Source organism: Colwellia sp. RSH04 (assembly GCF_003545765.1).
Taxonomy (GTDB): domain Bacteria; phylum Pseudomonadota; class Gammaproteobacteria; order Enterobacterales; family Alteromonadaceae; genus Colwellia.
This window is the reverse complement of the sequence record NZ_QXIO01000001.1, coordinates 365608-385958: the sequence shown is the minus strand read 5'-3', so window position 1 is coordinate 385958 and position 20351 is coordinate 365608. Positions and strand designations below refer to the sequence as shown.

Here is a 20351-nt window from a genome sequence, read left to right as displayed (position 1 = left end):
GCAAATTTCTTTGCTTACTTTTATTTTACTCATCGATTAATATCTAAGATGAATTACGCCATTAAGGCCGTTAAGATAAGTGCGATAGCGATACTGGTTGCCATTTCAATACTCGCAACACCAATATTATGCTGTTGATCAACTTCTTCAACTAAGTTAATACCCCATAAGACAATGCGTTTAGCAATTGCTGTTAAGATGGCAACAAGTAGCGTCATGACAATACCAATGATTAACCAGCCAAGTAAGTTCATAACTAGCGTTTCAGGGCTGTAAATTAAAAAGTGGCTCGCTGCTGTTACAGCTAATGCAGTACTTATAACTTGTCCGCTATAACGAATAGCAAGCGCTAGCTGACCCTTACTTAATGCTTCTTGTAGACAATCTTCTTGATTGTTTTTTGCATACTGATTTTCTCTAATGCGTGTCACAATAACCAAGACCGCTTGAGCAACAATAAAGCCACTGGTAATTGCAATGAAAGTACTCAGGTTCAAACCATCAACCCAAAGCAGTACCGCTCGAATGACAATAGCTGTAGCAATTGCGCCAGCGGCATCGATAATACCAATGGTTAAGTTCTTTTCTTTAATTAAAGCGGTTTTATCTAGGTGCTGTAAGGCAATTTTATCATGAACTATACGGCCAACTTTAATCAAAATTAAACCGTATGCGCCATAGGCAAACATACCAACAACTTCCATAAGGTAGCTACTGGCTGCTTCACCAGTAATTGCACCAGTAAGTACAATACCTAGTGCTAAAATACTGCCTGCGACACTTAAACCAAACGCGAAGTTGTCATGTTGCGCTAATTCTTCCGTGGTATTAACTTTAGCCGATAGGCCAGTGAAAAAGCGCATTGCGCCTAGTAAAATTATTGCGATAGTGACATCGATAGCTAAATAAGTCAGTAGCTCCTGATTAACACCAACGAGTTCTATAAATGTATTCATAAATTGTCCTATGTATCCTATTATTCTTACTTGCCTCGGCTAAAGCCGCGTGACGTGTTGGTATTACTATTGCGAAAGCTTGAATTTTTACTTGAGCTAGATTTTTTCGCATAACTACTTTTTTTCACGGTGTTACTACGAAAGCGATTAGCGCTGGTTTGTGCTGTTTTACTTTGGCTTGATAAACTTGATGAACCGCTACGGTTTTTACTGTAAGGGCTAGTATATTTTTGTCCTCTGCTAGCGAAAGATTTTTTCACTCTACTGTCAAGTTTGGTTTGTTTTTTCAATTGGCTTGGGGAGCTATAACGGGTTCTACCGTAATCGTTATAATAACTATAGTTACGGTATCTGCCCCAATCATTATAATAAGTACGACGACCAAACAAATCGCCCATCATTGAGTACATACCATACCAAGCCCAAAATGACATACCGTTACTGCCTGTTGTCCATTGGCCGTAATTAGGATTACCAATTAATTGCTCACCAACGCCAAAATCTTGTGCTTTGTTAGCAAGCATACTTTGATCTTTGGCAAGCGAATTTATGCGCGGAAGCTCACCATCAGACATATCGGCTAAAACATTAAGAGGATCACTTAATGCATCAGAGTAAAGTACAGGATCTGCCGCTTGGTAAATATTAAGTAGTTCATTGTAAAGTGCCTGACTTGATTCGAACATTTGTGGTTGTTCTTTTGCCGTAGCTACTCTATCTAACAGGGCTTTGTACATTGGCCCTTGAACTGATGCATCTTTTTGAAACTCTGCAACTAAAGGTGACAGGTTAGGTTTTAAGGCTAATACTTTCTCAGCATATTGCTGAATTAAATTAGCATTACGAATATCACCATTCTCGAGTGCTTGGCCTAGTTGGGCCACTCTTTGCTCGGTGATTGGTAGCTGCTGGGTTATTTGTTCTTTCACAGGATCACCACCACAAGCAGACAACATTAGAACTGTTATCAAGGCAACACACTGTTTAAAGTAACGTTTTAATCCGCAGCAGAATAAAAAAACTCTATTAAAGGCCTGCATTTATGCCATTATCTCCTCAAAAATGCTAAGTTATCACATTATTACTGATTTTCTTATTAATATCACCATTGACATATTATGTCTATAGCCGACATAGGAATGCCCATGAATTCTTCTGAATCAATATCATCTTTATCTGAGCCGTTAACTGTTTTGTCAGAAAAAAAATGGCAACATTTTACTGAGCAACATCCAAATTTTGCTGAGCAGTTATCTGAAAACCAGTTATGCCAATTTAAAAAAGCAATTACCCTTAGCGACTTCGTTTTTAAAAGTGCTCAACAAGCTCCTGATTTAGTACTCGCACTTTATAACACTCAGCTATTTGATAATAAAGATAATTTTACAATGCCTAATTATCAGGTATTACTAAGTGAACTGCTCAGTGATTGTCAAGATGAAGTGCAGTTACACCGTTTGTTAAGGCGTTTTCGTTTACAACATATGGTACTTATCGCTATGGCAGATATGGTACTTGATATTGAGTTAGACACTTCACTTGCTTGTTTATCGTCATTGGCAGATGAGCTTATTTTAGCGAGTTTGCATTGGTTAACAACTTTTTGTCAGAGCAAATGGGGTACACCAGTCAATGCTCAAGGTGAAGAACAAGTTTTGTTGGTTTATGGCATGGGGAAGCTTGGCGGGAAAGAACTTAATTTCTCATCAGATATCGATTTAATTTTTACTTACCCTGAAAGTGGCGAGACAATTAATTGTCGTAGAACACTGGATAACCAACAATTTTTTACCCGTTTAGCACAAAAGCTTATTAGTTCGTTACATCAAGTAACAGCAGATGGTTTTGTATATCGGGTTGATATGCGCTTAAGACCTTTTGGTGAAAGTGGTCCTTTGGTTCTCACTTTTAATGCGATGGAAGACTATTATCAAGAGCAGGGCAGAGACTGGGAGCGTTATGCCATGTTAAAAGCACGTTTGATTGGTAAAAGCCCTTATCATGATACGTTATCAACCATGCTGCGACCTTTTGTTTACAGACGCTACATCGATTTTAGTGTGATAGATAGCTTGCGCCGTATGAAAATGATGATTTCTCAAGAAGTTCGACGTAAGCAATTAGTGAATAACATTAAATTGGGTGCTGGTGGGATTCGTGAAATTGAATTTATTGTTCAAGTATTTCAATTAATACGAGGCGGTAGAGATAAGTCGTTGCAACAAAGACGTTTGCTAACCGTACTGCCATTATTAGTTGAGGTAGGTGAAATCAGCGCTTCTAGTAGAGATGTGCTCGAAAAGGCCTACCGTTTTTTAAGACGTGTTGAAAATATCATTCAAGCCTTAGATGATAAACAAACACAAACGTTACCTGATGATGAAATTAATCAACAACGTATATTGTCGGTCTTAAATATTGCAAGCTGGACTGACTTTTTAAGTGTATTGCAAGGGCATATGGATGCTGTTCATCAAGAGTTTGACTTGCTTATTGGCATTGAAAGCCCAAATCATCAAGTGCTTGATGAACATTGGACTACCTTATGGTTAAGTCGTTGGAGTGATGAAGAGTCTGTTGCATGGTTAGATCAAGAAAAGAAACCTTGGAGTAGTGAAAAAGTTTGGTCACTTTTAAGTGATTTTCGACAAGAAACAGAAAAGAGAAGTTTAGGTAATCGAGGACGACAAGTCCTTGAAAAACTGATCCCATTGCTGATTTGTCATATTCAAGACAAAGCACAAGCAGAGGTTATGCTTGAGCGTGTATTGCATGTGTTCACTAAAATTGTTACCCGTACTGCATATCTTGAATTATTGTTTGAAAATGAAGGGGCGCTAAAACAATTGATTCATTTATGTCAGGCAAGTAGTTGGGTCACAGATTATATTGCCAAATACCCAATATTATTAGATGAATTGATTGATCCTAAACTATTGCATAACCCACCACAGCTTAGCGCTTATGCATTAGAGTTGCGTGAGCGAATGTTACGGATACCTGAAGATGATTTAGAAGCGCAAATGGAGGCATTAAGACAATTTAAACAATCTCAGCAGTTACGCATTGCCGCAGCAGATATAGCAAACGTGCTTTTGGTGAATCAAGTCAGCCAACACCTTACTGCATTAGCCGAAGCGATTGTTGATGAAGTTATCAGTATCGCTTGGCAACAAGTCGCGCAACGATTTGGCGTGCCCAGCTCATGTGCGGATGACCAAAATATTGCGCATAAAAATCACTTTGGTGTGATCGCTTATGGTAAAACAGGTGGCAGTGAATTGGGTTATAGCTCTGATTTAGATTTAGTTTTTGTTCATCAAAGTGAACGTGATGAGATGACAACTGGTGATAAATCGGTTTCAGCAAGTCAGTTCTATATGAAGTTAGCTCAACGCATTATGCATATCTTTAACACCCGAATGAGTAGCGGAATTCTTTATGAACTAGACATGCGCTTAAGGCCTTCTGGCAATTCAGGGGTTTTAGTTGTTCATCTTAATACGTTTGCACAGTATCAGCATGAGGATGCTTGGACATGGGAACACCAAGCTCTTGTCAGAGCTAGAATGATATATGGTAGTGAAACAACACGCGATAAGTTTGCAGAAATTAGAAAAGAGGTTTTATCATTAGCAAGAGATACTGAAAAGCTGAACCATGACGTGAAAGAGATGCGCGAAAAAATGCGTACACACCTTGATAAATCAACACAAGATTTAGTCGATATAAAGCAAGGAGTTGGCGGCTTAGTTGATATTGAGTTCTTAGCTCAATACTTAGTGCTTGCTCACTGTCATCAACACTTAGCTTTATGTCAGCATGCGGATAATATTGGAATATATAAGCAGTTAGCAAAAGAGGCTATTCTATCAGCACAAGAAAGCTCGGTACTAAACGAAACTTATCAGGAATTAAGAGCTTTAGGTCATCAAGCGAGTATGCAAAATGCAGAGCAAAGCATATCTCAGGTAGATTTTGAAAACCAACAAGTGATTGCGTCATTATGGCAAAAGTATTTGCCATAATGTTTAAGTTAATTTGCGCTAAGGGATATACCTAAAGGATGAATAAATACGAAATTAATAAAGCTTTTCAGTGCCTTGACGGATGCATTCTTCATCAAGAAAAGGGTTGTTTTCATCTTCGATAATGACAATAGTGCGCTGGCGATTACAAAAATATATCGCTAGCCCCTCTTCAAAGTGACCTTCAACGGCTTTTCCTATTTGGTAAGCGGTCGACAAAAGATCTTTTTTAATACGAAAAGGGTCTTTAACAATAAAGTCTCGATTTAGCCACCAAATAAGCTCAATTCCTGCTTTTTCAGTATACTCAGCCAGTTTAATGTTTAATGCTTGTCCTTTTCTAAAGGGGCGAGATTCAATGCTGCCTTGCCAATTCTTTTTATATGGGCGAACAATCATTTCCCTTGCTTGTAACAATTTGTCTAAATCACCTTTAGGATCGGGTAAGTAAACAATATTGTTTTTAATTTGGGGTCCTTCATCATCCATGTCGCCATGTAAATTAGCGTAAAACTTTGATAGACCAATGGCAGCTTTATTGGTGGTTTTTGGTGTGGCAACTTTTGCTTTATTAGTATTAACAGCTTGGTAAGCTTCCGTTGGTGCTTTGTCAATCACCGAGGGTTGCTCTTCAACTTCGGCTTGAGCCATTGAGCCATCAAGTGATAATAGAAAATCTTGGTTGGCAAAGAATGCCCATGCTAATCCAGATAATATAATTGCCAGAATGACATTACGCAGCCAAAAATTCATTATCTCATCAATGCCTTAAATAGTTATAGTATTTATAACTTTACGCAAAGAAGTTTATTTATACAAACTTTGGCTGGTTATTTATGTTTTTATCACTATTTTCTTAACTTTATCTCTGTTATTTGTATAAGGAAGGATCTTCTGGGTTAGGTCTTGTTTTGAAACGTCTATGTAACCACATATACTGTTCAGGCTTTACTGAAATGGCTTTTTCTAATTCTTGATTAACTCTAGTTACATCGGCAATGTCATCATTTGTCGGGAAGTTTTCGAATGGCGGTAATATTTCAAGGGTATAGCCACTCCCATCATCGTTTCTTATTGGCACTATCATCATGGTTTCAACATTTTTTTGTCTAGCAAAAATAAGCGTACCTGTTGTCGATGCGGCTTCTTTTACGCCAAAGAATGGCACAAAAAGACTACGATTTCTGCCATAATCTTGATCGGGTAAGTAAATGCATACTTCTCCGTCATGCAGTGCTTTAATTAAACCTTTGACATCACGTTTGCCAAGCATGTACTTGTTGGAACGACCTCTTCCTCTAAATTGAAAGTATTCCATTAGTTGGTTGTTATGTGGACGGTAAAAAACAACCATAGGATGACCATAACCTACGCCACGAGCATTCATTTCCACACTAAGGTAATGCATTGCAAGTAGTAAAACGCCTTTCCCTTCTTTTTTGGCTTTCTCTAAATGATGCAAGCCTTTAATTGTCATTTTCCGTTTAACGCGCCAATCTGGCCACCACCAGCCCATGCCTGTTTCAAGCAATGCGATACCTGTGTTTTCAAAATTTGCCTTTAAAATGCGCTGTAATTCAGCTTCATCTTTTTCAGGGAAACATAACCTAAGGTTAGTTAAGGCGACGCGTTGACGTTTTGAACCCAGCTTGAATAATAACCGCCCGATAAGTCGGCCTAAAGACAGTTGCAGTTTATATGGTAACCAAGAAATGCTGTACAGAATAAAAACACCAATCCAAGTTGGCCAATACTTAGGTAATAAAAAGGATAATTTGAAATCGGGCTGTAAAACTTTATTTCTGCTCACTACAGGTATCACTTCGGCTTGTTTGATGCTGGCGCTGATTATACCCAAGTAAATGAGAATAGCGAATAGCTGTTACCAGGAGAAAGGTTGATGTTTTTTGTAAAAGCACTATTTTGATTGGTCTGTTTTACAGTAGAATACCTCTTTCAAACGATAACAGTTGAATTAATGAGTTTATTAATGACAAGTAACACAAACCAAACCGATAATGAATCTGAAGTAGAGTTAATTATAGGTAACTCAAATAGTAACTTTTCAGGGGTTACCTCGACCATGTTACAAGTATTATCTCATCAGCGTGAATTGATTAACTTACGTGTTATGGGCAAACATCATTTACCTGACTCAAGTTTAGCGATTAGTTTTTGGCAGGTAGCAAGTATGTGTCGAAAACCGCTAAAGAATGGAAAGTTTAGAATTTTTCATGCTCGCCGTGTTGATGAAATGATACAAGCGTTGATTTTGAAATATGTGTTTAGAGCAAAAATAAAAGTGGTATTTAGTTCTGCGGCTCAACGTTATCGCTCAGGCTTTACTTTATGGTTAACCGATAGGATGGATGCGGTATTAGCCATGTGTAAAGCATCAGCAAGTTATTTGCATCGAAAACCTGATGCGATTATTTATCATGGTGTTAAAACGGATGTATACGTACCGCCAGAAAATAAAGCGGCAGCGTGGCAATCATTATCACTATTACCTGAAGGAATAGATAAAGGTAAGCGTGGTATTGCGATTTTAGGTCGGGTTAGAAAGCAAAAAGGCGTGCATCTTTTTGTGCAAGGTTGTATTGATGTCTTAAATGATTATCCAGATTATACCGCAGTGATTGTCGGTTCAATATCTGGATCAAATGAATCGTTTGTTGATGAATTAAAAGCTCAGATTGCTCAAGCTAATTTATCTGACAGAATTGTGTTTGCAGGTGAGCAAGACTTTTCTGATATTCCTGGTATTTTTAGCGCACTTTCTTTAGTAGTTGCCTTAAGTGAAAATGAAGGTTTTGGTTTAACGATTCTTGAGGCAATGAGTAGTGGTGCTGCTGTACTTGCATCTCAAGCTGGTGCATGGCCTGAGGTGGTAAGAGAAGGCGTTGATGGCTTTGTTGTTCCTATTAATGACTCAAAGGCCGTTAAAGCTAAACTGAAAATATTACTTAGCGATGATGACAAGTTGGCTGAAATGGGAGTGGCAGGTAGAGAACGTGTGCTTGAACACTATTCTGTTGAGCGTGAGGCGAATGAGCTTTGTAATTTCTTCAGAAGTTTGATGTAGTTTTGTCTGTTATTTTATAAGTTTAAGTGCATTTTCTAACACATATCGTATCTGCTATTTTTCTTGTTTGTTTTTTTCGCATTCAAACAATATGCATAAGTTACTATATATGCCTGTAATTAATATTTAAAAGCCATTAATTTCATATCAGTAGAATAAATATTATTTTTCATATAGTCTAAAACATACCATCTTTATTTATAGTTTTTCTATAAGGCGAGTAGGATATGGGACGGAATGTTGTCGAACAAGACTATAGTGCTGATGATTATGCGAATTTTAATCGTAAAATTCATGATCAACTTGATACCTTAAAGCAAGTTATTGCTAAACCTACCTTTGGCCAAGGCGATATTTATATTGGCGCTGAATTAGAGGTTTACTTAATGAATGCTCAGCATCAAGTAAGCCCAGTCAACCTTGAATTATTAGCACTGCTAAAAGATGAGCAGTTCCAGTCAGAGTTAAACACTTATAACCTTGAATTAAACCTATCTCCAGTTAAAGCAGCAGGTAAGCCTTTTAGTCAGTTAACTCAGGAAATTTTAGCAAAATTTGTTCATTTAAATTCAACGGCAGCTAAATTAGCGACAAGACCTGTTGCTATTGGTATTTTACCTACCTTAGCTGAACACCATCTTTCAAATGAGTACATGACCAATTTAGGTCGTTATAAATCCTTGGCAAGAGAGTTAAGTAAACTTCGGGGCGAACCTTTTCATATAAAAATTGATGGCGATGAACCCATTGATTTTCATACGTCAGAGCTGTGTACCGAAGGCGCGAATACGTCTTTTCAAGTCCATTTAATGACTGAAAAAGAACAGTTTGCAGATACCTTTAATGCAGCCCAGCTCAGCTTGCCCATGTCATTGGCTATTTCTGCCAACTCAGGTGTATTTTTAGGTCATTGCGCGTGGGATGAAACCCGAGTTGCTTTGTTTAAACAATCAACGGATAGTCGTATGCCTGATCATAATAACTGGCGAGAACCTGCCCGAGTTACTTTTGGTCATGGTTGGGTACGCAAAGGAGCGTGGGAGTTATTCTCTGAAACCGTTAATTTATATCAACCGATAATGCCTGAATCGTTTCCTGAAAAAGCTTATGAGCAAAATCCAGAGCTTGCAGAGCTTAACTTTCATATGGGAACTACTTGGCCGTGGAATCGTCCTATTTACTCTCCCTCAGGCAATGGTCATGTACGGATTGAATTTCGTGCCTTACCTGCAGGCCCAACAGCTCTTGATATGACTGCTAATGCCGCTTTTGCCATTGGCATGGCCGTAGGTTTAGCACCAAAAATAGAGCAGTATATTTCTAGAATTCCTTTCCAATTTGCTAAATATAATTTTTATCGGGCAGCCAAAAATGGTTTAGATGCCACTATTTTATGGCCACAAAATTATCAAAATAAACCGGTAGAAGTACCGATAAAAAATGTCATTGATGAAATGTTGCTTATTGCTAATGATGGATTAAGCGCTCTAGGAGTGAGTTGTGAAGAGCGTGATAAATACTTACAAATAATACAAAAGAGATTATCTGTAGGTGTTACTGGCGGACACTGGGCTAAAAAGACATTAATGCATTTACGAAAAACATTACCTAACGATAAAGCATGCGAAAAACTACTAGAAATTTATTATGCTAACCAACTTGAAGGCCAGCCTATTAGTGAATGGTATCGGTGCTGGCAATGAATAAATTTTTACCTCATATCACTTATGTTGATGAAGCATTTGCAAAAGAAATTCCAACAAACCCGTTAGCGTTTCTTAGACAATTAACAGGCTTAACTATTTTTGATGTGAAAGGCGTTGATAAAACTCGAACTAGAGTGATTACCACATTAATTCATGGTAATGAGCCGTCTGGTATGATTGCACTGCACCAATGGTTACTTGCTAAGGTTATACCAGCAGTTAACATACGCTTTGTTATTTGCAACCCTGAAGCGGCTAACTTGCTTCCTGAGTTTTCTCATCGTTACTTACATGCAGCCCAAGATTTGAATCGATTTTTCGATCTAAAAAAAGAGTCAGATAGTGGTATTCATCGTAGAGCTAAACAAATAATGGATGCTGTATCAGAGGTGAACCCTGAAGCTATTATTGATTTACATAACACCTCAGGCAGTAGTCCAGCATTTGGCGTGTCTATTTCAGATAGTGATAAGGTTCTAGATTTAATCTCACTGTTTACTAATAAGGTGATTCTTACCGGGTTGAATGTTGGCGCTATTATGGAGCAGGACTTTTCTGCTCCTATCGTTACCATAGAATGCGGTGGTGCTACTGAGCTGTTCTCTCACCAAATAGCTATTGACGGGATTAATCGATTTACTAACCGTGAAGTTATTTTTGATCATCATGCAGCTCAAGTAGACATTCATCGCTTTCCTTGTCGTGTAGAATTAAAGCAAGATGTTACCTTAGGGTTTGGTGATTACGCCTTACTCACCGCAGATATCACTGTAAGAACCGATATAGAAAAACTAAATAACCAGTTAACAGCTGCTGGGGAGTTAATTGGATGGTACAACAAAAATAATGAGTTACCGTTAACGGCTAAAGATGAGCAAGGAGCTGAACAGCTTTGTAACCTACTAACATTACAAAATGGTTGTATTTATACCAAGCAATCTTTGCAGTTGTTTATGGCGACCACTAAACTAGATATCGCCAATAATGATTGTTTATTTTATGCAACGATAGAGTCATCGTTTTTTCATGATAAAAGTTAAAGAATTTTCACATAAAAAAACGGCTCATCTTTAATGAGCCGTTTCTAACTAATACATCATCTTTCTTCGATTAATTCTGTGCTGTTAAACCTGAATTAATTGCATTGATATCTTCTTCGGTAATGGTACCTGCAGCACGCTTTAATAATAAAACGTTTTGAATGTAGCCATAACGAGTAGATGATAGGTTTCGTTTAGCATTATAAAGGTTACGAGTACTGTCTAATACGTCAACAATGGTACGTGTTCCCACTTCAAACCCAGCTTCTGTTGCTTCAAGTGCTTTTTGCGCACTCAGTACTGATTGCTCTAGTGCTTTAATGGCAGAAATACCCGCAATTACAGTATTATAAGCATTACGTGTTGTACGAACTACGCTACGGTGCGTTAATGATAAGTCTTGGCTAGCGGCAACAAATTGATTTTGTGCTTTTCGTACCGAACTTTCGATAGCGCCACCTGAGTAAATAGGTACATTTAACTGAACACCTATTGAGTAGTCATCAAGTCGTGGGTCGTTAGAATTTAAAAGAGGGTTATCACTACTGGTTTTACCATCATTACTATTATAGTTTGCACCAAAATCTAAGGTAGGGTAATGCCCTGCACGTGCAATATTAATAGCGTCTTTAGCAATGTCGATTCCTACTTTAGCCGCGATTAAATCTAGATTTTTCGCTTCTGCTTTGGCTTGCCATTCATCAGCGCTGCTTGGTGTGGGTACACTGGTACTAAAACGCTCCGTATTTAAAACGCTAATATTTTGAGGGTACGAATTAGTAATAACTCTTAGTTCTTCTTCAGCTTGGTAAATTGCATTTTCAGCACGAATTTCTTCAGTGACCGCATTATCGTACTGTGCTTGAGCTTCGTGAACGTCTGTTATTGCAGTTAAGCCCACAGAGAAGCGTTGTTTAGTTTGCTCTAATTGACGAGCAATGGCTTCTTTTTCTGCTTTGGCAAACACTAGATCATCTTTAGAGCTTAATAGTTCAAAGTATGCTTTTGTTACGCGAGTAATTAAATCTTGCTTAGCAACTTGGTAGGTTAAATCACTCTGATGCGCTGACTTTTCCGCATTATCTAATCGTAACCAACTATCGTGATGGTATAGCTGCATATTTAAACTAGCGCCATAACCTAAGCTATTAAACTCTACCGTTGAACTATTACCAGTTAAGTTACTGTATGATTCACGTTCACCGTCGCTGTATGAGCCGTTTGCACTTATTTGTGGAAGTAGCACGGCACGCGCTTGAACAATATCTTCTTGAACTACTTTAAATTGTGCTTGTGCTTTTAACACAACAGGATCATTTAATAATGCCTGTTGATATACTGAAAGTAAGTCATCAGCCAACACATTTGCGCTCGATAGCGCACCAGTGATGGCTATAATTAGGGTACTTAATGATTTTTTCATGAGTAAGCTTTTCCTTGTGTGCAATGCACGCATATTACATTTTGTTTTTATACTCGGCTATGTTACAGAAGTTTTTATATTAACCAAATAAAATAACGGTCTACTAGTGTAACAAATTATTATATTTGTTTAATTAACATAGCATAATACCCCATACCTTGAAGGTTTACTCTAAAAAAGGACTATAAAGTGAATATGTTAGATAAGAATACAGCTATGCTCAGGTATAGCACCAGTGATGTAGAAGTTAGAACCATTGAAACCCAGTATCAAGGGTTTTTTGCCATTAATGTCTATCAATTAACCCATAAGTTGTTTTCGGGAAAGCAAAGTCAACTGATTCAGCGAGAGATGTTTGAGCGCGGTGATGCTGTTGTAGTGATACCTTATGACGTTAAAGAAGATAAGGTTTTATTAATTGAGCAATTTAGACCAGGCGCATTGCGCAGTAATCAGAACCCTTGGTTGTTAGAGTTTATAGCTGGCATGTTTGGTCAAGACGAAAGCCCTATTGATGTTGCCATTCGAGAAGCGAAAGAAGAGGCTGATATTCAGATCACTGAAAAAGATATCACTCCAATCATGAAATACCTTTCTAGCCCCGGCGGTATGAGTGAATGTATGCACCTTTATTTAGCGAAAATTGATTCCAGCCAAGTTGACGTTGGTGGTGTCTTTGGTTTAGATGAAGAAAATGAAGATATCTTGTTACATCTTGTACCAAGAGAAGAGGCATTAGCTTTATTATCTGCTGGAAAAATAACCAATGCATCAACGATTATTGCGCTGCAGTGGTTAGCATTGAATTATCAAAATCTGTAATACCATTTTACATAAAGAAGCGAACACTTTCTTATACGGAAAGGTATAAGTAATAATCTTAAGTGCCGTAAAAGGTAAATTAGGGTAAACTTAGCTGTGAAGCTTTGGTCATTCACAACAATTATGAGAACGTTAACAGGGGGGGGGATGAGTTTTTTTCTAAATAAACAAAAGCAAAGAAAGTATCAACCTAACCTAGTTAGTTTGATGACGCTATGTAGCAATAATTATATGTTGCTGACTAAATTATTAGCAGGTAACGATAAATTAAACGAGCAACGTCAGTTTTTTATTAATGAGTCACTTGCTTATCGCATTAAAATTATAGAAATTACCCGTTATACGTCGGTTGTTACTATCGAGCAGCAAACTATTAAAGCGATTAACAACGCTAAAATAGCTAATTTATTTAAGCCACGTATGGAAATTCGTTTATATCATGATGCTAGGATGGCAGAAGTGATTAAAAGCCAAGATGTTAGACAAATAAAACCTCGTTATGATTACCCAAATCGGCATATGCATCAACAAGATGAAAAGCAACAAATTAATCAGTTTTTACATGACTGGCTACATTTATGTTTGTCTATGGGGCAAACGTTAGTTGAGTTAAAGAAATAGTTTTTTACTGTTTTTTTTGAATAAAAGTGTGATGAAAATGCCACAAAGCCACTTGAAGCAACCACTTACTATTGCGCAAGTATCAGATAGCCATTTGTTTGCTCAATCAGGGCAACTGCATTGTGGCGTTGATGTATTAGCTAATCTAAAAGCAGTGCTTAATTCACTCGCCAAAGATGACTCTATTGATTATGTCGTGTTTACTGGTGACCTCACTCAAGATCATACTGAGGCGTCATATCAGCAGTTTGCTAACGCATTTACCCAAGCCAACATTCAAGCACCAAGCTATTTTCTTGCAGGTAACCATGATGAGCATGCATTGTTGAATAAACACTTAGTGGGCAGCCCATTTAATCAAGAAAAAACGATTACACACCGTAATTGGCAAGTTCAGTTGGTTAACAGTAAAGGGGAAACACCATCGGGGTATTTTGCCAGAGAAGAAGCCATTAGATTAGCAGGGGCAATTAACGAGACTTGTCATCAATTGGTGATGATGCACCATCATCCTGTTGATGTTGGTTACTTTATTGATCGACACGGTTTAGAAAACAAAAAGGCCTTCTGGCAAGTGATGGCACAACATCAAAATATTCGTGCAATAAGTTGTGGTCATGTGCATCGTGCCCATTACTTTGCCGTAAATGAAGCCTCAAAACCAAGTTATCAAAGTGTTGATGTTTACACATGCCCTGCAACATCAATACAGTTTGATCCCAATGTTGATGGAGTCTCTGCGTTAGCATTAGGCCCTGCATATCGCGTTTTCACTTTATTTGATAACGGTCAGATTACTAGTGAAGTTGTTAGGTTATCATGTTAAAAAATTTAAATGCTAGAGGTGATTAATGGCTAAACAACATATCTTATATATTCATGGCTTCAACTCATCACCACTATCTAATAAAGCGGAAAAAACCAAAGCTTATTTCGCCAAGTATTACCCAAAAGTTATCTTTCATTGTCCTCAAGTGGCAACCACACCCATTGAAGCAATAAAACAATTGGAAGCGATTATCGAGCAAAGCCCGAATGAAAGTTGGTCATTAATGGGCTCTTCATTAGGTGGGTACTTTTCAAATTACTTGAGTGAAAAATATAATATTCCTGCAGTATTGATTAATCCAGCGGTAAAACCTTACCAGTTATTAAGTGACTATATTGGTAAACAAATAAACCCTTACACTGAAGACGTGTACTTTGTTACTGAGCAGCATATGCATCAGCTTGAAGCTATTGAACAGAATGCTCCAAGTAAAGAAAGTGAAAGAAAAAATAATTACTTAGTTATGGTACAAACTGGTGATGAAGTGTTAGATTACCAGCAAGCTGCAACTAAATATCAACATTGCCAACTTATCGTTGAACAAGGTGGAGATCATAGTTTTATTAACTATGAAGAGCAGTTACCTGCTATTGCTGAATTTTTACAATTAAAGTAAAGTTTACCTGCATGAACAATTCATGAATTTTATGGCATTTACAATAACGTTAAGTGCCATAATAACTAAAACTAATAATAGAAAGTGCTATGACTGACCAATATAACTCAGAATCCATTGAAGTCCTTAGTGGCTTAGAGCCTGTACGAAGACGTCCTGGGATGTATACCGATACAACGCGCCCTAATCACCTTGGCCAAGAAGTTATTGATAACTCTGTCGATGAAGCTTTAGCGGGTCATGCGCAGAATATTTTGGTCATACTCGATAAAGATCAATCGTTAGAGGTTGTTGATGATGGTCGTGGTATGCCTACCGACATTCATTCTGAAGAAGGCGTATCGGGGGTCGAGTTAATTTTCAGTAAATTGCATGCTGGTGGTAAATTTTCAAATAAAAACTATCAATTCTCTGGTGGTTTACATGGAGTCGGCATTTCTGTTGTTAATGCGCTTTCAACTCGTGTTGATGTTACCGTTAAACGCGAAGGCAAAGTATTTGAAATGGCTTTTGAGAATGGTGACAAGGTTGAAGAGTTAAAAGAAACAGGCACCGTAGGCAAACGTAATACCGGTACTAAAGTAAAATTCTGGCCAGATGCTAGTTACTTTGATTCACCAAAATTCTCAGTACTTCGTTTAACACACTTACTTAAAGCTAAAGCCGTATTGTGTCCGGGCTTAACTATTAAGTTTCATGACAAAATAGAAGATAAAAAATATCAGTGGTGTTATGAAGATGGGTTGACTGATTACTTAAAAGAATCTGTTAAAGGTTATGTAAATTTACCTGAAGAGCCTTTTGTTGGTAGCTTTTCTTCACAGCATGAAGCTGTAGATTGGGCCGTTACTTGGTTACCTGAAGGAGGCGAGGGTATAGGTGAAAGTTACGTTAACTTAATACCCACAATCGCAGGCGGTACCCACGTTAATGGTTTACGACAAGGCTTGTTAGAGTCAATGCGTGAATTTTGTGAATTTCGTAACATTATCCCACGCGGCGTAAAATTAACACCTGACGATATTTGGGATAAATGTAGCTATATATTATCGATAAAAATGCAAGACCCTCAATTTGCAGGACAAACGAAAGAACGTTTATCATCAAGACAATGCGCTGCTTTTGTTACTGGTGTTGTTAAAGATGCTTTTAGTTTATGGTTGAATGAACATACTGATATTGCTGAGTCGCTGGCTGAATTTTGCATTAGTAATGCGCAAAAACGTATGCGTGCTAGTAAAAAAGTAGTACGTAAAAAAGTGACTCAAGGGCCAGCATTGCCGGGTAAACTTACCGATTGTGGTAGTCAAGATATTACAAGAACAGAATTATTCTTAGTGGAAGGGGATTCTGCAGGCGGCAGTGCAAAACAAGCAAGAGATAGAGAAATTCAAGCGATTATGCCTCTTCGAGGTAAAATTTTAAATACTTGGGAAGTCGACTCAGGTCAAATCCTTGCATCACAAGAAGTTCATGACATTTCTGTTGCCTTAGGTATAGACCCTGATAGCGATGACTTATCTGAATTAAGGTACGGTAAAATCTGTATTCTAGCGGATGCGGATTCTGATGGCCTGCATATAGCGACTTTACTTTGTGCGTTGTTTACTCAGCACTTCTTGCCATTGGTACAAGCTGGTCATGTCTATGTAGCAATGCCTCCACTTTATCGTATTGATTTAGCTAAAGAAGTTTTTTATGCCTTAGATGAGGCGGAAAAAGATGGCATTTTAGATCGCATTGAAGCAGAAAAAAAACGTGGAAAAGTTAACGTGCAGCGCTTTAAAGGTTTGGGTGAAATGAATCCAATGCAATTGCGTGAAACAACGATGGACCCCAATACGCGACGTTTAGTGCAACTGACTGTTGATGAGCACAGCGATACAATGGAGTTAATGGATATGTTGTTATCTAAAAAACGCAGTGGTGATCGCAAAGAGTGGCTACAAACCAAAGGTGATATGGCGGTTGTCTAAATTTAAGGCCACTTGTAAATCCTTTTTTATTCAAGGCATTTTCTTCTTTTTTGCTTTGTCACACGGCCTCGCTTACTCAGTAGAGGCCGACCAGTTTAATAGTGAAGTTAAACGCCTAGATGTGCTTAAAGACAGTAATCTCACTTCAGCCATTGAACAACTTTTACTTTTCCAACCCTTGTTAAATGAACTTTCGATTAAAGAAAAGCTTCTTTACTATAAACTACTTTCTGAAATGTACGTTGAGCAAGCACAATATACATTAGGAAAAAAAATTGCCAACCAAGGGTTACAGTTAGCTAAGCAACTGGCTAGTCCAAGCATTAAAATATCAGAGCTTTTATATATTCGCGGTTTTGCCCTTGAAAGTTTAGGTGATCTTAGTTCTGCAACAGAGGATTATAAAAAGGGTTTAGAAGTCGCTGAATCCCTGCATAATAAAGTTTTTATTGCTTATGGTTTGATAAACCTTGGTGCGGTGTATTATTTAACGGATGACTTTCAACGATCATTGGTGGTTTTAAATGATGCTTTCAATATTGCCGCACAAACCAAAGATGAAGAATTAAAAGGTTCAGTGAATTCTGAGTTAGGTATTTTATATTCTTATTTAAAACAAGACGAACAGTCTACGCGTTATTACCAAAACTCTTATAATCACTTCAAAAAAGCGGGTAAATTACTTTCTGCCCATAACAGCTTACATAATATCGCAATTCACCATCATGCCAATGGTCGATATCAACAGGCTATTGACGTATTTCAAACTATCATCGATGAGTCGAAAACAGTACATGATAATGAAGTTATGTATGGCGTGTATTCAGGTATGGCATGGTCGCAAATTGAAAAAGAAGATAGTAACCCAGAAGCGGCCTATGGATATATTTTAAAGGCCAAGCAATACCTAAATTTTACTGAACAACATGGCCTCGTTTTACAGTTTTATATAAACCAAGCCTTTATTTTATTTGAATTAAAAAAATACGATGAAACCCTATCAAGCATTGCTAAAGCGGAAGAAATACTTTTAGCGCAAGAAGAGCTGCCAAATGCACGGGTTCAAGTTCTTTTAAGTTTACTTAACCTTAGAGCGAATACTTTATTTGAACAAAAAGAGTTTCACAAAGCCTATCAGTTAAAAACATCAGTAATGGCACAAATTGAAGCGCAAGATGAAAAAGAAGATATCTTATCTATTGAGAAGGTACGCTTAAATTTAGAAAGTGAACAAGCCGATTTACGCAATAAAATGTTGCAAGGCCAAAAATCACTTAACGAAGCAGCGTTGACAGAAGCTAAGTTAGCTAATGAAGAGCAAAATATTTATCTCACTATTAGTGCCCTAGTTGCTCTTGCATTTGCTTGGTTACTCGTTAAGTTGCTGCAAAGCCAGAAAAAATTGAAAGTAGCTACCAGTATTGATCCGCTAACAGGCACGGCTAATCGACGAAGCTTAATGTATCGTGGTAATAAAATGTTCTCTCTGGCGTTGAACAAAAAGGCTAGCTTTAGTGTGTTAATGATCGATGTCGATAAATTTAAAACAATTAATGACAGGTTAGGGCATAGTGTTGGTGATCAAGTTCTGGTTCAAATTGCTGAACTGGGCTTAACTATGATGAGAAAAACAGATGTGTTTGGCCGTTTTGGCGGTGAAGAGTTTATTGTGTTTTTACCTAAAACGTCATTGAAGCAAGCGATGGATATCGCGAGCCGTTTACAGTGTGCTGTTGAAGAAAAATCTTGGCAAATAATGGGTCTTGACTCTGTGACCATAAGTATTGGTGTTTCATCTATGGCTGAAGGAACTGAGACTGATTTAGCGACACTAATAAAAACAGCAGATGAACAACTCTATTGTGCTAAAGAGCAAGGGCGGAATAGAGTATGCGGGTGAATCGTTTAAAGAAAGGCTATGTACTTGGTTTATTGGCAATTACCACGGGAACTTGTCATGCGGTATATCAAGAATCAGGGCAGTTAAACCAACATCAATTTGTTGATAGCGCACCAGTAACAGAGCAAGAAATATTAAACCCTGTAGAGTATTTACCTTATGATTTAAAGCTGTCTACTTTACTTGAACAGCTTAACAAAGCAAATTTTGATCACAAAGCGATAGATAGCGAGATAGAGTTGTTATCATCGCGTGCGGCATCTTTTAACTATGCTGAACAATATTTATTTCTGCTTGCTCAGGGGCTATATGCTCAAAAACTTAACAATATTGAGAAAACGATAAATTACTTTGAGCAAGCAATTGTTCTTAGTGAGCAGCTTTCAAAAAAGCAATTAGCACAACCTTTGTTTAAACAATTGCATACAGTAATGGCTGATGCTTATGCTGAAAATAAGCAGTATGAAAAAGCATTTCTTTCAAGAAGAGAATATTTAAAAAGTTATAATATTTACCGAAGCGAAAATCGAAAAAAAATGATTGATTCAATGAAAGAGAATCATGAAATAGAAAAAAAGAACGAACTTAATAAAATATTAACACAGCAAAATAAACAAAAAGAACGAGTTATTGAACAGCATCAAGCAGAGAAAGAACAACGTAGAATTAACTTTACTATTATTTTGGCAACAGCAGTTTTGTTTATTTTATTAATGGTGAGACAAGTTGCTATTCGCAAACGATTACTAAAATTAACGAAAATAGATTCGTTAACGGGCGTTTATAACCGTCACTCTCTGTTTAGACAAGGTCAGAAAATGATTGGTCAATTTAGAGATAATCACCAAGAGTTCACGGTGCTATTACTCGATTTAGATCACTTTAAATCGATCAATGATAACTATGGTCATCAAGTTGGCGATCAAGTGTTAATTAAGTGTGCTCAGTTGATATGTGAAACAATGCGAACCCGTGATGTATTTTCTCGTTTAGGTGGAGAAGAGTTTGCTGCATTATTGCCGTTCGCCGATCATAATAAAGCAAAGGCTATTGCAGAAAGAATTCTTGAGAAAATAGCTCATTATGATTTTTCCGAATTTTCAGTTGAGCATCAAGTCACCACAAGTATTGGTGTTGCTACGATGGAGTCTGCAGAAATGAGTTTTGATGATATTTTGCACTGTGCAGATTTAGCAATGTATCAGGCCAAAGAGCAAGGACGAAATCGTGTTGTGAGTTATCATCATATTGCTAAAGAGCAAGAAAGGCGAACCGTATAGCTAGGTTAGATGTTGTGACCTTATTAAGCAACTTTCAGGTTAATTAGCACATTATTGCTTATTAGCTAT

General features: G+C 37.5%; 16 protein-coding genes. 11 read left to right on the top strand and 5 right to left on the bottom strand.

The annotated features are described in order from the left end of the window. Positions 1–53: 53 nt before the first annotated feature. Together D1094_RS01565 and D1094_RS01560 are read right to left on the bottom strand one after the other, a co-directional pair. A complete protein-coding gene (locus D1094_RS01565) occupies positions 54–956 on the bottom strand; it encodes a DUF350 domain-containing protein (protein ID WP_118958315.1) in 903 nt (300 codons plus the stop codon). A gap of 26 nt (positions 957–982) precedes the next feature. Further along, a complete protein-coding gene (locus D1094_RS01560; protein WP_310648343.1) occupies positions 983–1927 on the bottom strand; it encodes a hypothetical protein in 945 nt (314 codons plus the stop codon). A gap of 174 nt (positions 1928–2101) precedes the next feature. Here D1094_RS01560 and glnE point away from each other — a divergent pair, with 174 nt between their 5' ends. Next, a complete protein-coding gene (gene glnE / locus D1094_RS01555) occupies positions 2102–4984 on the top strand; it encodes a bifunctional [glutamate--ammonia ligase]-adenylyl-L-tyrosine phosphorylase/[glutamate--ammonia-ligase] adenylyltransferase (RefSeq protein WP_118958313.1) in 2883 nt (960 codons plus the stop codon). Between the two features lie 54 nt (positions 4985–5038). On the opposite strand, the gene D1094_RS01550 is transcribed toward glnE, so the two are convergent. Together D1094_RS01550 and lpxL are read right to left on the bottom strand one after the other, a co-directional pair. After that, positions 5039–5737 (bottom strand): TcpQ domain-containing protein, encoded by a 699-nt coding sequence (locus tag D1094_RS01550; protein ID WP_118958312.1) that lies wholly within the window; start codon positions 5735–5737, stop codon positions 5039–5041. A gap of 118 nt (positions 5738–5855) precedes the next feature. After that, the gene (gene lpxL / locus D1094_RS01545) at positions 5856–6794 is read right to left on the bottom strand and encodes an LpxL/LpxP family Kdo(2)-lipid IV(A) lauroyl/palmitoleoyl acyltransferase (RefSeq protein WP_118958684.1); all 939 of its coding nucleotides are present in this window, start codon (positions 6792–6794) and stop codon (positions 5856–5858) included. Positions 6795–6974: 180 nt separating this feature from the next. On the opposite strand from lpxL, the gene D1094_RS01540 reads away from it, so the two are divergent. The 3 genes from D1094_RS01540 to D1094_RS01530 all read left to right on the top strand — a co-directional run bounded on the left by D1094_RS01540 (position 6975) and on the right by D1094_RS01530 (position 10815). Beyond that, positions 6975–8069 (top strand): glycosyltransferase family 4 protein, encoded by a 1095-nt coding sequence (locus tag D1094_RS01540; protein ID WP_118958683.1) that lies wholly within the window; start codon positions 6975–6977, stop codon positions 8067–8069. 227 nt (positions 8070–8296) lie between these two features. Then, the gene (locus tag D1094_RS01535) at positions 8297–9772 is read left to right on the top strand and encodes a hypothetical protein (protein WP_118958311.1); all 1476 of its coding nucleotides are present in this window, start codon (positions 8297–8299) and stop codon (positions 9770–9772) included. Beyond that, positions 9769–10815, top strand: coding sequence for a succinylglutamate desuccinylase/aspartoacylase family protein (locus D1094_RS01530; protein WP_182440067.1), 1047 nt, complete (start codon positions 9769–9771; stop codon positions 10813–10815). The genes D1094_RS01535 and D1094_RS01530 overlap by 4 nt, the downstream gene beginning before the upstream one ends. A 70-nt stretch (positions 10816–10885) precedes the next feature. On the opposite strand, the gene tolC is transcribed toward D1094_RS01530, so the two are convergent. Beyond that, positions 10886–12238, bottom strand: a complete 1353-nt coding sequence (gene tolC / locus D1094_RS01525; RefSeq protein WP_118958309.1) for an outer membrane channel protein TolC — start codon at positions 12236–12238, stop codon at positions 10886–10888. Positions 12239–12433: 195 nt separating this feature from the next. Here tolC and D1094_RS01520 point away from each other — a divergent pair, with 195 nt between their 5' ends. The 7 genes from D1094_RS01520 to D1094_RS01490 all read left to right on the top strand — a co-directional run bounded on the left by D1094_RS01520 (position 12434) and on the right by D1094_RS01490 (position 20282). Beyond that, positions 12434–13060 (top strand): NUDIX domain-containing protein, encoded by a 627-nt coding sequence (locus D1094_RS01520; RefSeq protein ID WP_118958308.1) that lies wholly within the window; start codon positions 12434–12436, stop codon positions 13058–13060. A 147-nt stretch (positions 13061–13207) separates the two neighbouring features. After that, a complete protein-coding gene (locus tag D1094_RS01515; RefSeq protein WP_118958307.1) occupies positions 13208–13681 on the top strand; it encodes a DUF1249 domain-containing protein in 474 nt (157 codons plus the stop codon). 37 nt (positions 13682–13718) lie between these two features. Beyond that, positions 13719–14507 (top strand): metallophosphoesterase, encoded by a 789-nt coding sequence (locus tag D1094_RS01510; RefSeq protein ID WP_259337784.1) that lies wholly within the window; start codon positions 13719–13721, stop codon positions 14505–14507. Positions 14508–14532: 25 nt separating this feature from the next. Beyond that, complete coding sequence (locus tag D1094_RS01505) at positions 14533–15126, top strand: YqiA/YcfP family alpha/beta fold hydrolase (RefSeq protein WP_118958305.1); 594 nt, start codon at positions 14533–14535, stop codon at positions 15124–15126. An 89-nt stretch (positions 15127–15215) separates the two neighbouring features. Continuing rightward, a complete protein-coding gene (gene parE / locus D1094_RS01500) occupies positions 15216–17102 on the top strand; it encodes a DNA topoisomerase IV subunit B (RefSeq protein WP_118958304.1) in 1887 nt (628 codons plus the stop codon). Continuing rightward, a complete protein-coding gene (locus tag D1094_RS01495; RefSeq protein ID WP_118958303.1) occupies positions 17095–19002 on the top strand; it encodes a GGDEF domain-containing protein in 1908 nt (635 codons plus the stop codon). The genes parE and D1094_RS01495 overlap by 8 nt, the downstream gene beginning before the upstream one ends. Next, the gene (locus D1094_RS01490; RefSeq protein ID WP_118958302.1) at positions 18993–20282 is read left to right on the top strand and encodes a GGDEF domain-containing protein; all 1290 of its coding nucleotides are present in this window, start codon (positions 18993–18995) and stop codon (positions 20280–20282) included. The genes D1094_RS01495 and D1094_RS01490 overlap by 10 nt, the downstream gene beginning before the upstream one ends. Positions 20283–20351 lie beyond the last annotated feature (69 nt).